This window comes from Methylosinus sp. (assembly GCF_036560965.1).
Classification (GTDB): domain Bacteria; phylum Pseudomonadota; class Alphaproteobacteria; order Rhizobiales; family Beijerinckiaceae; genus Methylosinus.
Genome location: NZ_DATBQF010000082.1, coordinates 15,536 through 30,395 on the forward strand (window position 1 = coordinate 15,536; position 14,860 = coordinate 30,395).

The window sequence follows — 14,860 nt, forward strand, 5'->3', positions numbered from 1 at the left end:
CTCCCCAAAAAAAGTAGAGGCGCAGGGTCAGCTCTGGATCCCGAACGATCTCATTCTCCCTTCGCTTTTCTCGCCCGCCTACGTCCCGGACCCGCGCCTTCCGTCCCCCTCCGCGAGAATGGCGGCGGCAGCTTGTCCTGCACCCATGGCAGCAGGCGGATCGGGTGAGGCTGTAGATGCGGCGTCACGATCGGAATCTTCATGATGCCCGGCAGCATGTCGGCGAGCGCGATCGAGTCGCAGTAGATTTCCTCGGTCGGGGTGGCGCCCGAATGCCCCATGATGTCGCTCCGAATCTCGCTATGAATCCCCTTCTGCTTCAATGAATTGCCGAAAGATTTGCGCATCGAATGGATGACCTTCTCGCGCTCCTTGGCGTCGAGAATGGCTTGGCGCAGTCGTCGAGCAGTTTGTCGCAGAGCCGATCGCCCGGAGACGCCGAGGATGTCAGCGACGTCAGATCGGGGACGGCCTCTCACAGGAGCGCGGGATAGCCGCGAGTTCGTTCCTTGTCTCGTGGGCTCGGTGATGCGGGCGCCGGTCGAATAGATCGACGATTCGAAATGTCAGACGATCGGCGCCGGCGTGAGTTCGCCATATTCGGCTTTCAGCTTAGCCGTGAGCAAAATATTGGCGATATCGAATTGGACCTTCAGCTCGGTCCCGAGCGCCGCTCTCGCCTCGTCGAGCGTCAGGTCGATCGGACCGTAATTGCCGGGCACGCCCTGGGCCGCGTGACCAAACAGCCGATCGCGAATCCGCTGCGGCAATTTCATCGCGTCGTACCAGCCCGCCAGGGTGTGCCTTCCGCTGTAGAGCGTGAGAAAATCACGTTCGAATTCATGCGCGCCTCGGACGTACTGCCAGGACTTGCTCAGATAGTGCCCCCACATTTCGCGGCCGCTTCCAGGGTGGCGATAGACATGCCAGTCGGGAAATAGCCGCGTTTCCCCGCGCGCCTCGAGCGCGATTTTCAGGTCGACGATTCCGAGGTCGACGATGAGGCTCGGGATGGGAACGCGCCGATAGGCGTTGTCCGTTTTCAGCTCGCGAGACTTTTCCCCTTTCGCTTTTTTGGTTTTCGTCTTCTCGCGGCGCATATCGATGAACCAGAACTCTCCATCCCGAACGATATCGCTCGTGCGCAGTTTACCGATCTCCGATGGTCGCAGACCCATGAATATGTGCAGGATGTATCCCCAATAGAGCCCGTTCTGGACGAAAAATCGACCAGGCTGCCAGATATGCGCCGGCGATTCGCAGCCGGTGAAAAGCGGCAGCGCGAAAAATCTCAGCAATTCTTCGTCGCGGAACGCGTCGCGCGGCTGCGGCGCGACGAGGGCTGCGCACTTCGCATTGAACGTGAAACCGGGCGCATTCCAATCGGTCTTCGCCTTCGCCCATTCCAGGAATGAATTCATCGTCCCGAAATAGGTGTTCTCGACCGTCGTCGAGCTGATCCGCGTGAGATTGTCGATGCCCTCGAGCTGGCCGTAGAGGTAGCGGGAATACAGCGATTTTCGATGCTCGCCGGGAATATCTTTTCGGCCCGGAATTTCCGTCAGGGCCTGCTCGAGACGCCGCAGGTCGCGCGCGCTGATCTCCGTGAGGCGCTTGTCGCCGAGGAATTCCAACGCGAATTTCAGCACGCGGCCATGAGACTCGTCGCCGCGCCGATCTCCATATTGCTGGGCGAGGGCGGCGAGCCGATCGTCGATCGCTTGCGTGAGCGTATCGTGATGGGCGAGGTCGTCTTGCTCCTCGTGCGGCGCCTCAATGATGGGCGCGGGCGCCGGCGCGGCAGGGAGAGCTTCTGCGACGGATGGAGCGGCAGCCCGAGCTCCGAATCCATCGTCGAATTCGACAAAACTCTCGTCGCGCCCCCATTCCGAGACGATCCGTGTGACCGTCGTGCCGTTGTCCAGCTCCGGACGGCTTCTGAGCGTGGCGGAATAGTCCGGCCCGCGCCCCTTCGTCAGGCCGAACTTCGCTTTAATTTCGGGGGTCATTTCGATGGCCCCGGACAGGTCCACTTTGAGCGGCTCTCGTGAGGCCCGACGCGGGTTCTTCTCTTTCTTCCCACGGAGCGCTTCGTCGATTTGCACGTTCCGCTCGACGAAGCTCTTCCAGACCGGCCAGAATTCCGGCGAATGGACGCCGATCGGATGGCCGATCGCCCGGGTGGCGGCGACGAGGCAGTGGCCGGCGCGCTCGAGCATCTCCCATTCGACCCGCTGGTCCTCGGTATAGGGACCCGGAACCCGCATAGCCTCGGCGATTTGGGCGAAACAACTCACCGTCCTGGCGCGGTAATCGGGGTCTATTCTGAATTCGGCGACGATCGGCATGATACGCGACAACCTCTTCAGCGCGACCGCATAGGAGGCGGTCCGCAGTGCGAATCGGACATGTTTTTTAGGGTCGCCGGGATTCGCGAAAGGGTCAAACCGGATCTGGAACCAATAGCGGCCGTCCCGCCGCGTCAAAAAGCTCGCCCGCGCCATGCGCTTCCACCGCTGTTCGGCGTGGCTCATGAACGTGGCCCTTCGATGCGGAAGGGCCACGGAGAGCCGACTACCAGCGGACGGCTAAACCATTGTACGGATTGGATTGTTTCGGCGTTACGGCGAGTGGTAGCGGAGGAGCGAACCGCTACCCTGAACGACATCGCAATCGAGGAGCCGCACGTTGGCGCCGTCGACGGCTGCGCGCCCGTCCGCGACCGTGGCGTTGAGGTCGCCGCTGACGAGCTCATGGTTGCCGGGAACGTGGAATCACTGGCGTCCTGAGAGCATCGGCGCCGGCGATGGACGGCAGCGCCGGACCCGAAAACGTGATGCTTCGTTCCCGGAGATTTTGGGCTCGAATGCAGCCATGGTTTGACTGGTCTGGACTCGGCATCCCTTCCGCTGCGGCTTTGACCCTTTAGACAGTCCTGTCGATGTCATTGACGACGTAGATCATGTAAATGGCGCGAAGTTACGAGAAGCGGCTAACGAGCGGATGTCGATCGCGCGTCGTCGATGATCTCCTGATAGTATGAAGCGCTCACCTTCTAAAGACTGCTCATCGCTCATGCCTGTTACACTCATGCCTGTTCTGACGCCGCATGGCGCGCTGCGCCTCGAGAGGCGGAACGACGAGGCGCCGGTCGACGACGAGGTCGCGGCTCGCCTGGACACACATTTTTCACGCGGCGATGGCCATGGTCTGCTGCATCTGGGTCTCGCCGAGCCGGGGGCGGATCTGCCTCCGAGCCTGGCTTATTGGCGCGGCTACGCGATGCGCTTCGGGCGACTGCTCTGCGCGTCGTCCGAGGCGGCCGAGAAGCCGCCTTCTGCGGAGACGCTCGCCGAGCTGGTCGTCGCCGCGCCGCCCATGCCGGGGGGCGAATATCTGAACGCTCGAATCCTCGAGACGCTCTGGGGCAGGATGGCGGAGGCGCTACGCGCCGAGCTCGCCGAGAGCGGCGCGTCGCTCCGTGATTTCATGGCGGGCGAGGACCGGCGCTGGCGGCTCGTCGGGCGCGTGCATCTCAATCTCGCCGAGAACCGGCGCGATCCCGATTTTCCCTTCGCCTTCATGGCGACCTATGTGGCCTCGCTCGCCGAGCACGGCGCCTTGCGTCATGCGCCGCTCGCGCAGGCGCTGCGCGACTTGGCCGAGGACAAGCGCAAGCTGCTCGAGCTGCTGGAGCCCGTCAGCCATGCGGCCGAGCGGCTAGACTGGCTGAAGGAGATCGTCGACGCCGGCGAAATCTTCCATCCGCTGCGCTGGACGCCGAGAGACGCCACGCGCTTCCTCGAGAGTGTCGAGACGATGGAGGCCTCGGGGCTGGTGGTGCGCATGCCGGCGAGCTGGCGCATGAATCGTCCGGGCCGTCCCGAGGTCGAAGCGACGATCGGCTCCAACGAGCCGTCGCGGGTGGGCGTCGAGCAAATGCTCGATTTCGACATGCGCGTCACGCTCGATGGCGAGACGCTGACGGCGGAGGAGATCGAGAGCCTGCTCGCGGCGACCGAAGGTCTCGCGCTGCTGCGCGGCAAATGGGTCGAGATCGACAGCGAGCGTCTGAAGGCGACGCTCGAGCGTTTCGAAGTGGTGCAGAAGCTCGCCGATGCGGAGGGACTGCCTTTCGCGCAGGCGATGCGCCTCGTCGCCGGCGCCGATATCGGCGCGAAGGCGGGCGCGCCGGCGGATGCGAAATGGGGCCATATCGACGCGGGGTCCTGGCTCGCCGAGACGCTGCGCGCCTGTCGCGATCCGCAAGCCGCCGCCGAGGCAGATCTGGGCTCCGCTCTGAAGGCCGAGCTGCGTCCGTATCAGAAGGCCGGCGTGCAATGGCTGGCCTTTCTCACTCGCCTCGAGCTCGGCGCCTGCCTCGCCGACGACATGGGCCTCGGCAAGACCATTCAGCTCCTCGCTCTGCTTCTCACGGCGAAGCAGCGCGCGCCCGAGGGCGGGCCGAGCATTCTCGTCGCGCCGGCCTCGCTGCTCGCCAATTGGGCGTCGGAGGCCGCCCGATTCGCGCCGAGCCTGCGGGTTGTCGTCGTCCATCCTGCCTTCATGGCGGGCGCGGAGCTGAAGGCTGCGACCGCGGACAGCTTCTCCGCCGCCGATCTCGTCGTGACGAGCTACGCCACGCTATTGCGCATGAGCGCCCTCGCGGAAACCAAATGGCGCCTCGTCGTGCTCGACGAAGCACAGGCGATCAAGAACCCCAACGCCAAGCAGACGCGCGCGGTCAAGGCCCTGCGCGGGCAGGCGCGCATCGCTCTCACCGGCACGCCGATCGAGAATAATCTTCGCGATCTGTGGTCGATCTTCGATTTCATCAATCCCGGATTGCTCGGAACGTCCAAGGCCTTCGCGGATTTCGTCAAGCGCCTCGCGTCTGCCGATCCCCCCTCCTATGCGCCGCTGAAGAAGCTTGCGGCCCCCTATATTTTGCGCCGCCTCAAGACCGACAGAAACGTCATCGTCGATCTTCCCGACAAGACCGAAGTCGCGGCCTATTGTGCGCTGAGCAAGACGCAGGCGGTTCTCTATGAGGCGGCGGTCGCCGAGCTCGAGAAGCGTCTCGAGCGGGCGGATGACGATATCGCCCGGCGCGGCCTCGTTCTGTCGATGCTGATGCGGCTCAAGCAGATTTGCAATCACCCCTCGCAATGGCTCGCCGACGGCGCCTATGAACCGGCGCAGAGCGGCAAATTCGCGCGGCTCGCGGAGATCGCCGAAACTGTGGCCGGCCGTCAGGAAAAGCTTCTGGTCTTCACACAGTTCAAGGAGATCATCCCTCCGCTGGAACGTTTGCTCGCCTCTGTCTTCGGCCGGCCCGGCCTCGTGCTCCACGGCGGAACGGCGGTGGGAAAGCGCAAGGATCTCGTGAAAAAGTTTCAGGAGGACGAGACGGTTCCTTTCTTTGTTCTATCGCTGAAGGCGGGCGGCTCGGGCCTCACTCTTACCGCCGCTTCGCATGTCGCGCATTTCGACCGCTGGTGGAATCCATCTGTGGAAAACCAGGCGACCGACCGCGCCTTTCGCATCGGCCAGAAGCGCAACGTCCTCGTGCATAAATTCGTCTGCCGTGGCACGATCGAAGAACGAATCGACGCGCTGATCGAGTCGAAGCGGCAATTGGCGCAGGATGTCCTCGGGGGCGGGCAGGAAATTGATCTCGCCGGGATGAATGATCGGGATCTCTTGGCCCTGGCGAGGCTCGATCTCGACGCCGCGATGAAGGAAGCTTGATCCATGTCCTTCTGGAGCTATCCTCCCTATGTCCCCGTCGCTCAGCGCCGCGCCCAGGCGGCCAAAGAGGTCGCGAAGCTGAAGAAGAAGGGGCGGGTCATCACGCCCGTCGTTCTCGAAGGCCGGAAGATCGCGCAGAACTTTTGGGGCAAGGCTTGGTGCGACAATCTCGAGCGCTATTCGGATTTCGAGACCCGCTTGCCGCGCGGGAGAGCCTATGTGCGCAACGGCTCCGTCGTCGATCTGCAAATCGCGAAGGGAAAAATCACCGCGCTGGTCAGCGGCTCCGAGATTTATAAAATCGATGTCGCCGTCACATCGGCGACGCCGGAGCGTTGGAAGTCGATCTGCCGCGACTGCGCCGGCTCCATCGCCACGCTGGTCGAATTGCTGAAAGGCAAGATTTCAAAAAATGTCATGGAACGGGTCTGCCGCGAGAGTGACGGCCTGTTCCCGGCCCCGCGCGAGATCAAAATGTCGTGCTCCTGCCCAGATGGGGCGAATATGTGCAAGCATGTCGCGGCGACGCTCTATGGCGTCGGGGCGCGCCTCGACGGGCAGCCAGAGCTGCTTTTCCTTCTGCGCGGCGTCGACAGCACGGATCTGGTCTCGAACACCGATGCTGCGGCGGCCTCGTCTCGCCCGGAAGCGAGCCAACGCATCCTCGCGCAGGACGATGTCGCCGCGCTGTTCGGTATCGATATGTCGCCCACGTCTATTGAGGTCGCCTCCTCGCCCCGAGAGGCGGCGACGAATCCCGCGCCCCGCGCGACGCGAAAGGCGGCGCGTCCGAAAATGACGGATTCAAAAGCGCCCGAGTCGAAAAGTCGAAAGGCAAAATCGCCGAGCCGGCGGAGCGCGGCGAGCGCAGCGTCGGCATCGATCGGAAATCTCGCCGCGGAGAATGCATCCCCGGCATCCATAAAACGCCCGTCTACGAAATCTGCGGCGAATGCCGCGACGTCTCGGGCGCCTGTCGCTGTGACCGATGCAAAGTCGCGATCGAAGAGCAGCAAGGGCAAGACATGGCAAAAGCGGAACGAGAATCCGCCATCCATACTCCCCGACGCCGTCGCTGCGGCTCGTGAAACCTCGGGAACGAAAAGGACAGGCGTCGCCGACTCGAAGCAGGTCGCGTCGCCGGAGAAGAGAAACGCGCCCGAGGCGAATTCATCGGTGCGGAAGACCGAGTCGACGAAGCGAGCAGGCGCCGTCGGCCCAGCGGCCGAGGAAGATCGGCCGCCCCGCCGCCGCGGGAGGGAAGCCGAAGACCGCTCGCGCGCAGCGAAATGGATTGGCGCGAGAGCGAGAAAAAATCGCGGCTGACGAGGGGTTGCAGGTGCATAACAAATTGCATAACTTGGTGATGGCTGGTGATGCGCAAGTAGATGAGTTTTCTTAGGTTTCAAGTTTCGGGGTTGCCTCCGGTAGGGAGCGCCAAAAAAAATCAAGCAGTTATAGCTAGAGCGGTCTCCGAACGATGTGAATCGATTTGGGATTCCCGGCCGCCTCGGCCTCTGCGATGTCTGGAATATCGAGGCTCGATCTCGCACTCTGCGCGATTGTTGTGCATGCTTCGCAGCCGCCGTCGCCGGCGACCATGCAACCCTCGCCACCGAGCGCCAGCTATCGCTTGCTCGGGCCGGACTCGCACCGGCTGGACCGCGCCGATCGATCCTAGCGCACCGCTTCTTCCGCCAATGTAGACTCCTCCGCTGATCGAGAGCGTCGCGCTCGCCATGCCCATCGCGCGGACGAGGATTTTCATCGGCGGACCGAACACGGCGGCCATATGCAGCGCAGCGAGCCAGCGGTCGATCACATCGCCGGCCTTCTCGGATTCGTTTCCAGGCCATGTCGCAGCGCGCCCGTGTCCGCGTCGAAGGTCGCCGAGGCTCCGGCGTTCACGGGGCGGTTGCCGGGAGTAACGCGCCTTGCTCCCGGGCCATGTGGCGCTTCTGCAACAGAGGGAGGGCTTTCGCTGCTCCCCCGTTCCCCGCCCTTGACTCCTCGTGGGCTCCAGGGGTTCCGTAGGGGATATGGACAAGTTCGCGTTTTGGCCGAAGAGCGTCGCCCGCTTATTGATCGTGGGCCTCTTGGCTTGGGCTCTCGTCTTGCCGGGGCTGGCCGCCAGCGTATTGGCGCATGCCCTCGGCGAAGGGGTCATCTCCGCGAATTTCGGTCACTGCGCCGTGCCCGGCGGCGCCGATGACCCACGCCATGCGCCGGGGACCCATCTCTCCTGTTCTTGTTGCATCCCATGCCGCTTCGGCCAAATCGACGGCCCGACCGGATATCTTTCTGTCCTACCGAAGGACGACGATCTCTCGATCTGCGCCGCCGCGGCCGTTCCGGTCGGGACTTTTTCGATCGTGGGGACATCGTCGCCGACGGGCTGGATCAGCTCGTGGTCGCAACGCGCGCCGCCTTTTTCCGCATGAGCCGGCTCCGCCGCGGCAGCGGCGACATTCGCATCCCGGATTCATCCTGAGTCGTCCTGCCGGCGCCGAGCGCCGCGACGCGCCAGGCCCGCGCGGAAATCGAGAAGATGTTCGAGACAAAACGCCGTCTCGTCGGCGCACTCTTCGAGCGCAACAGCCATGCTTTGTTGAGATATCTGACGCGCCGAGCCGGTCGCGACAATGCGCCGGACCTGCTGAACGAGACGTTCATTCGCGCGCTCGGCCACGACCATCTGGAGGAGATCGTCGATCCTCCGGCGTTTCTCCAGCAGATCGCGATCAATCTCGCGCGAGATTTCAAACGCCGCGCGAAGTCCGAGGGGAAGCGTCTGGAATTCGGCGAGCCGCCGACCGGGGTCGCGGCGGACGAAATCCCGGTCGACGAGCGCATCGACGAGGAGCGCAAGCGGCTCCTCGTTTCGGCGGCCGTCGAGGCCTTGCCGCCGCAATGCCGGCGGGTTTTCGAGATGGTCATGCAAGAGGGCGCGCCAGCGAAAGAGGCGGCCAGACGGCTCGGCATCACCGACACCATGGTCCGCCGACACTTGAATCTCGCGATCCTCCGGTGCCGCAATTCGCTCCCGGAGTAAAAAAATCGCATCCGCGACGTTTCGTTTTCGGGCGCCGGCTCGTCGTACATATCGACAGCCCGAGCGCGCTCGGAAATCTAGGGCCTGGTTCGAGTGATGGCTGAAGAACGCAATACAGGCGATCCGCAGGATATCCGCGCCGCGGCGGTCGACTGGTGGGTGCGCGGCAAGATCGGCGCCCTGTCCCGGAGCGAGCGCGCCGCCTTCGAGGCCTGGCTCGCGAGCGACCCGCGCCACCGAGCCGCGTTCGAGGACATCGCCGGCTTCACGGGCTATCTCGAGACATTCGGAGCTCCAGTTCCGCGAGCGCGCGGCGCACGCGCCCTTCGACGGCTGGGCGCGGCGGTCCTGGTCGCCGCCTCGCTCTTTCTGGCCGTCGATTTCATGGATTTGGTCGCCCTGCTGCGCTCGGACTATCGCACGGGAGTGGGCGAAGCCCGGCTGGTGACGCTCGAGGACGGCTCCGTCGTCCATCTCGCGCCGAAATCCGCGCTCGCCATCCGCCGCTCGGCGTCGGAAAGACGCGTCGCGCTTCTCGCCGGCGAGGCCTGGTTCCAGGTCGCGCCCGACGCCGCCCGGCCCTTTGTCGTCGAAGCCGCGGGCGGGACGGTCACCGCGCGCGGGACGGCGTTCGACGTCGCTGTGGACGATGACGAAGCCGAAGTCGCCGTCACCGAGCACGGCGTCGAGGTGGCGAGCGGCGGCGCCAGAACGCTCGTCGGAGAGGGGCAGGAGAGCGCCTTCGAGCGGGACCGCGCCGCTCGGCCCCCGGAGCCGGCCAATGTCGCGCGCGTGACGGCTTGGCGACGCGGCAAGCTGATCGTGAACGATCAGAGGCTCCGGGATGTCTTGACGGCGCTCGGGCGCTATCGGCGCGGCCTCGTCTTTTGCGTTCCGACCTCCGCCTGCGAGCGCAGGGTGAGCGGCGTGTTCGGCGTCGACGATCCGTCGCAGACCCTCGCCGAGATCGAGGCCAATCTCGGCCTGCGCCCCACCTATTTGTCCAATTATCTGATTTTCTTGCACGAATAGCGAGGGTTTCTGCGCATCGCGCGCAATTCTGCGCGTTCGCTGAAATTTTTTTTGCATGGAGGACGTTTCGTTTCTCACCCCGGCTACGTCGATCGATTCAGGGGCCGCTCTCCAGCCGCGGCGCCGCAATGAGATCGAGGAGTCGGGCAAATGGCGAAAAGACGGTTTCGTCGAGTCGAGGCGAAGAAGGATAGCCAAATGGGTTCGGCGATCGCGGCGGCGGCGCTCGGCGCATTCATGACGGGGGCGGGTCCAGCCGCTTCGCCCGCTCAGGCGGCGATCCCGCCGCAGGACGGCGTCGGCGCGGCGCGTCCCTATCGCATTCCCTTGGGCTCGGTGACGGAGGCGCTGAACAGCATCGCCGACGACAACGAGCTGCATATCCTCTACAACGCCGCGATCACCCGCGGAAGGACGACGCCGGGCCTGTCCGGCGACTACACATTGCCGGAGGCGCTGGATCGCGTTCTCGCGGGAACCGGCCTCGGCTATCGTTTCACCAACAATGGTCGGGCGGTTTCGATCGTGCTGGCGCAGAACGACACGGTGCGCAGCGACGCCGGGGCGGAGGCGCTGCCGACGATCGACATTGGCGCGCCGCGGCCTGCGACAGGCGGGCCCGGCTCCGGCAAGCCGACCCTCACGCCAGAGAACTCCTATGTCACGCCGGTCGTGTCGGTCGGAACCAAGACCGACACCACGGTCATGAACACCCCCGTCAATGTGCAGGCGATCACGCGCAAGGCGATCGAGGATCAGCAGGCGATCAATTTCACCGAGGCGCTGCGCAATGTCAGCGGCGTCTATGTCACCAACGCCACCACGTCCGGCGGCTTCGCGCGCACCGGCGGAATATTCCTGCGCGGCTTCCAGGCCGGAGAGTTCTATCGCGACGGGTTTCGCATCAACAGATATAGCAATATCGACACCACCGGCTCGCGGCAGCTCGACAATGTGTCGAGCATAGAAGTGCTCAAAGGCCCCGCCGCCATACTCTATGGCGTTTCCGAGCCGGGCGGCATCATCAACATCACCAGCAACGACCCGCAGGAAAAGCCCCATTATTCGATCACCCAGCAGATCGGCTCGCTCGCGCTCTATCGCACCAGCGTCGGCGCCACCGGTCCGCTCACCGACGACAAATCCGTGCTCTACCGGCTGAGCGCCTCCTATGAGAACAATGGCGCGCCCTTTGGCTCCTTCGTCGACCTGACCCACAGCCAGAACGTCTTCGTCGCCCCGGTCGTCAAATGGAATCTCAGCGAGACGACCTCCGTGAAGGGGGAGTTCGAATACAATAATGACCTGACCACCATCTACAGACCCAACGCCGTGCTCTTCAACGGGTCCTTCGTGACGATTCCGCGCAATGTCAATTATTGGGAGGGCTCCCCCTCCCACACGCAATCGATCTTCGCCGCCTTGTCGCTGTCGCATCGCTTCGACAATGACTGGTCGATCAAGCAGCGCGTCGCCTTCGACACAATGGATTATTTCTCGAATTTCGTGAACGCTGGCACGTCGGTCGCAGGCGGCGCCAATCCGACCGTCTCTCGGTCGCTCACCGTCCGGTCCGGCGAAGCGCCTTCGACGGAGGCGACGACTTTTTCGACGAATTTCGACATCGTCGGCCATTTCGATCTGCTCGGCGCGCGCAACACGATGTTGATCGGCGGCGATTTCGACCGATTCAGCGTTCTCGCGAAAACCGATCCCCAGCTCACGCGCAGCTATGCGACGCTCATCAGCCTCGCCTATCCGATTCATCCGGGCGCGATCAGCTCCGGGTCAGCGGTCAGCGGCGGCGCGTCGTCGCTTTTTGCCAGGCAAGACACGGCCGGCGTCTATCTGCAGGACCAGATCGAGCTCCCCTACGGGTTCCAGGTCATGGCCGGAGCGCGATACCAGAAAATTCGCCAAGAGAATACCAACCGTGTCTTGTCGACCCTGGGATTGGCGAGCAACTCCGTCACCCCGTCGACGGACGCGGATCGTCTGACGCCGCGCTTCGGCCTGCTCTGGCGCCCGCAGCAATGGGTGAGCCTCTATGGCAATTACACCGAAGGATTCGGCAAAAACTCGGGACTCGTCTATCCCGACAGCACGCTCGCGCCGCCGTCGAACGCCAAGAGCTGGGAGGCCAGCGCAAAATTCGAATTCTTCGATGGAAGGCTGCGCGCCACAGCGGATTATTACGATCTGGTCAAATCGAATATTCCGATCGCAGATCCCGATCTCACGCATGTTTGCGCCGGCCTCGCCGGCGGCTGCGTCACTGTCGTCGGGGCAGCGCGCAGCAAGGGGACGGAGGTCGACATTCAGGGCGAGCTGCTGCCCGGATGGAACGTGATCGTCACCTATACGAACCAGGATGTGCGCATCACCAATGGCACGCCCTCGACCGGCGGCGCGCTCAACGGCCTCCAGCCCGGTCAGCGCTTTCCGCATGTGCCGCGCAATATGGCGAGCCTTTCGACCACCTATGAATTCCAGGACGCGACCTTCAAGGGACTGCAAGTCGGAGCTTCATACACCTATCACGGCTCGCAGCCGATCAATGACCGTTCCGGCGCTCTTCCCGGCGTCGCCCCACTGGTCGCATCCTGGGGAACAGTCGATCTGATGACCGGCTACAGTTTCGATTTCGACGGCGTGAAAACCAAGGCGCAGGTCAATGTCACCAATCTCTTCGACAGGACCTATTACGCGGACGCCAGCGTGTATTCCAAAACGCCTTCCGGCTTCGCTCTCGTCGGCGCCCGTTCCTACGGCCCGCCCTTCGCCGTGCGTGGCTCGCTGCGCTTCGAATTTTGACCGCGCAATGACGCGCAAATCGGTTTCATTCGGTATTGCGAGGGACTGACGCCCATGATCCGCGGCATTTTTGTTTTCCTGCATCGCTGGATAGGCCTGGCGATGACGATCTTTCTGCTGCTCGTCGGACTCACCGGCAGCATTCTCGCCTTCCGTGACGAGCTGGACCATGTCTTGGCGCCGCAATTCCATGCGACGCCGCGGCCCGGCGAACCAAAGCTCGACCTCGCGACGCTCGCGGAGCGGGGCGAGGCGCTCGTCCCGCCGGGCGGCCTCTTGATGGGCGTGGGGATGGGCGCCGACAGCGCCCGGATCGTGTTGATGCCGAAGATGCTGCTGGGGCTGGAGACCGGCGAGAAGCCCAAGCTTCCGCTCGACCAGAAGACCGGCAAGATCGACATGGGCGCGATGGCGGCGCTCATGGAAAAAATGTCGCCCGCCGACATGTGGATGTTCGTCGACCCTTGGACCGGAACCGAGCTTCCCCGCCGCAAGATGAGGGGCGAGCTGTCCGAAGGGCTCGGCAACATCATCTCCTTCATCTATTGGCTACACATCCATTTGACGCCGATCGTCCCTTTCTTCGGCGGCACGATTCTCGGAATCGTCGCGGTCCTCTGGACGATCGACTGCTTCGTCGGCTTCTATCTCACGCTGCCGCCATCGCGCGCGGGATTCTGGCGCAAATGGAGGCCTGCCTTCGCGATCAAGCGCGGCGCCGGCGCCTATCGGCTCAATTTCGATCTGCATCGAGCGAGCGGGCTATGGCTCTGGGCCATGCTGCTCGTCTTCGCCTGGTCGAGCGTGATGTTCAACATGAAGTCGGTCTATGAGCCGGTGATGAAGACACTCTTCGACTTCCGCTCCTCGGCGGACTACCGCATCGAAGCGCGCGAGATCGCGAAGTCGCGTTCGAGCAATCCGCATCCTTCGCTCGGCTGGCGCGGCGCGCTGGCTGCCGGCGAGCAGCTGATGGCTGTGGAGGCGAGGACGCGCGGCTTCGCGATCGGAGAGCCGATGTTGCTGCTCTACGACCAAAAATTGGGTCTCTATACTTATGCCGTCGAGAGCGATCTCGCCGTCGCGCTCCACCGTCCAGGCGCGACGGTCCGCTTCGACGGCGCCACGGGCGAAATGTTCGATTTCCGCGCGCCGACCGGCGAGCATGCGGGCAATACGGTCGAAGCCTGGCTCAAGGCGCTGCACAAGGCGGAAGTGTTCGGCCTGCCCTACAAAATCTTCGTCTGCATCCTCGGCCTCGTCATCGCCATGCTGTCCGTCACCGGCGTCTACATCTGGTGGAAAAAAAGGAAAGCGCGGCGCTTTCACAAGGCGCGTGGCGCGTCTTCCGACGCATCGTTGGAGGCGCTGACCACCGAGTGACGGTGCGCATGCGTCGCCTCGTCGAGGCGCGCGCGACGCGAAGCATCGCCACTATGAACTCATCGCGACCCTCTTCAGCAATCGGCGCGGCGCACGCACTACTCTCCGGATCGGGGCGCTTTATTGCGATTTGCCTCCTGTCGACCGGGAGTATCACACGCGTTGGGCGCCTGGCTCGACATCCGTCTATCCGTTCAGCAAACTGAGACCTTTACGGTCGATGCGCTATGAATTTGGGCATCTTATTGAAATTTACGTGCTTTTTACGCAACCGACAACCGGAGCTAGGTGGCGGACCGACGTCGATCCCATTTATATAGCGATACTATATGGCGGATTTCCGTCGGGGAGGCTGAGGGGGCCTAAATGAATCGCAATCTCGAAGCGTTCTGTATCACAGAACGTCATGTATTGGGCGTATCCTTCCTGGCTCTTCTCTGCGTCGCCTCCCCCGCTCTGGGCGTCGAAGCCCTGCCGACGATCGACATCGGCTCCGAGAGCGCTCCGCGAACCGATCGGGCGAAAGCCTCCGATGATCCGTTTCGTTCCGCGCGCCCCGGCGACGCGCTGAGCGATCCTGCGACCGACGACGCGCCGACGCCCAAGAGCTCGGTGACGCGGGCGGGCATACAGATACTCGGCGGTCCTGCGCAGGCGAGCTCATACAAGGCGCTCGATCTCCTGCCGAGCGTGATCGAGGACTCGGGAGACCCCTACGGCCTCTCCTTCAACCGCAGCATCACCGTGCGCGGCGTCTCCGATTTCTTTCTGGCGCGAACCATCAACGGATTGCCCATCCAAGGCATCGTCGGCGGCGCCGATCTGTTC

Annotated in this window: 11 protein-coding genes and 1 pseudogene; 7 read left to right on the forward strand and 5 right to left on the reverse strand. The window is 63.5% G+C overall.

Annotated elements, in window-relative coordinates:
- Positions 1-50: 50 nt before the first annotated feature.
- Positions 51-347, reverse strand: a complete 297-nt coding sequence (locus tag VIF40_RS21280; protein WP_331939523.1) for a hypothetical protein — start codon at positions 345-347, stop codon at positions 51-53.
- 219 nt (positions 348-566) lie between these two features.
- The gene (locus VIF40_RS21285) at positions 567-2,534 is read right to left on the reverse strand and encodes a hypothetical protein (protein ID WP_331939524.1); all 1,968 of its coding nucleotides are present in this window, start codon (positions 2,532-2,534) and stop codon (positions 567-569) included.
- A 541-nt stretch (positions 2,535-3,075) separates the two neighbouring features.
- On the opposite strand from VIF40_RS21285, the gene VIF40_RS21290 reads away from it, so the two are divergent.
- The gene (locus VIF40_RS21290; RefSeq protein WP_331939525.1) at positions 3,076-5,751 is read left to right on the forward strand and encodes a DEAD/DEAH box helicase; all 2,676 of its coding nucleotides are present in this window, start codon (positions 3,076-3,078) and stop codon (positions 5,749-5,751) included.
- Positions 5,752-6,044: 293 nt separating this feature from the next.
- Here the strand turns inward: VIF40_RS21290 and VIF40_RS21295 are convergent, their stop codons facing one another.
- From VIF40_RS21295 to VIF40_RS21305, 3 genes are all read right to left on the reverse strand, one after another.
- Positions 6,045-6,170 carry a hypothetical protein gene (locus tag VIF40_RS21295; protein WP_331939526.1) on the reverse strand — a complete coding sequence of 42 codons (126 nt, stop codon included), beginning with the start codon at positions 6,168-6,170 and terminating at the stop codon, positions 6,045-6,047.
- Positions 6,157-6,408 carry a hypothetical protein gene (locus VIF40_RS21300; RefSeq protein WP_331939527.1) on the reverse strand — a complete coding sequence of 84 codons (252 nt, stop codon included), beginning with the start codon at positions 6,406-6,408 and terminating at the stop codon, positions 6,157-6,159. Before VIF40_RS21300 ends, VIF40_RS21295 begins: the two co-directional genes overlap by 14 nt.
- 790 nt (positions 6,409-7,198) lie before the next feature.
- Entirely contained in the window at positions 7,199-7,798 is a 600-nt protein-coding gene (locus VIF40_RS21305; protein ID WP_331939528.1) for a PepSY domain-containing protein, read from the reverse strand.
- Between VIF40_RS21305 and VIF40_RS21310 the strand changes: the two genes are divergently transcribed.
- The 6 genes and pseudogenes from VIF40_RS21310 to VIF40_RS21335 all read left to right on the forward strand — a co-directional run.
- Positions 7,791-8,192, forward strand: coding sequence for a hypothetical protein (locus VIF40_RS21310; RefSeq protein WP_331939529.1), 402 nt, complete (start codon positions 7,791-7,793; stop codon positions 8,190-8,192). The two genes, VIF40_RS21305 and VIF40_RS21310, sit on opposite strands and share 8 nt — an antisense overlap.
- Before the next feature lie 107 nt (positions 8,193-8,299).
- Complete coding sequence (locus VIF40_RS21315; protein WP_331939530.1) at positions 8,300-8,803, forward strand: RNA polymerase sigma factor; 504 nt, start codon at positions 8,300-8,302, stop codon at positions 8,801-8,803.
- Between the two features lie 96 nt (positions 8,804-8,899).
- A complete protein-coding gene (locus VIF40_RS21320; RefSeq protein ID WP_331939531.1) occupies positions 8,900-9,835 on the forward strand; it encodes a FecR family protein in 936 nt (311 codons plus the stop codon).
- Between the two features lie 198 nt (positions 9,836-10,033).
- The gene (locus tag VIF40_RS21325) at positions 10,034-12,649 is read left to right on the forward strand and encodes a TonB-dependent receptor (RefSeq protein WP_331939532.1); all 2,616 of its coding nucleotides are present in this window, start codon (positions 10,034-10,036) and stop codon (positions 12,647-12,649) included.
- 54 nt (positions 12,650-12,703) lie between these two features.
- Positions 12,704-14,032, forward strand: a complete 1,329-nt coding sequence (locus tag VIF40_RS21330; protein ID WP_331939533.1) for a PepSY-associated TM helix domain-containing protein — start codon at positions 12,704-12,706, stop codon at positions 14,030-14,032.
- Between the two features lie 366 nt (positions 14,033-14,398).
- A pseudogene (locus VIF40_RS21335) lies at positions 14,399-14,860 on the forward strand (hypothetical protein); the annotation flags it as partial.

What these genes read in the sequence shown, in the direction of transcription:
- VIF40_RS21285 (WP_331939524.1), bottom strand. Translation starts at nt 2,534, where the DNA reads ATGAGCCACGCCGAACAGCGGTGGAAGCGCATGGCGCGGGCGAGCTTT.
- VIF40_RS21320 (WP_331939531.1), top strand. Translation starts at nt 8,900, where the DNA reads ATGGCTGAAGAACGCAATACAGGCGATCCGCAGGATATCCGCGCCGCG.
- VIF40_RS21280 (WP_331939523.1), bottom strand. Translation starts at nt 347, where the DNA reads ATGCGCAAATCTTTCGGCAATTCATTGAAGCAGAAGGGGATTCATAGC.
- VIF40_RS21330 (WP_331939533.1), top strand. Translation starts at nt 12,704, where the DNA reads ATGATCCGCGGCATTTTTGTTTTCCTGCATCGCTGGATAGGCCTGGCG.
- VIF40_RS21310 (WP_331939529.1), top strand. Translation starts at nt 7,791, where the DNA reads ATGGACAAGTTCGCGTTTTGGCCGAAGAGCGTCGCCCGCTTATTGATC.
- VIF40_RS21315 (WP_331939530.1), top strand. Translation starts at nt 8,300, where the DNA reads ATGTTCGAGACAAAACGCCGTCTCGTCGGCGCACTCTTCGAGCGCAAC.
- VIF40_RS21290 (WP_331939525.1), top strand. Translation starts at nt 3,076, where the DNA reads ATGCCTGTTACACTCATGCCTGTTCTGACGCCGCATGGCGCGCTGCGC.
- VIF40_RS21295 (WP_331939526.1), bottom strand. Translation starts at nt 6,170, where the DNA reads ATGACATTTTTTGAAATCTTGCCTTTCAGCAATTCGACCAGCGTGGCG.
- VIF40_RS21325 (WP_331939532.1), top strand. Translation starts at nt 10,034, where the DNA reads ATGGGTTCGGCGATCGCGGCGGCGGCGCTCGGCGCATTCATGACGGGG.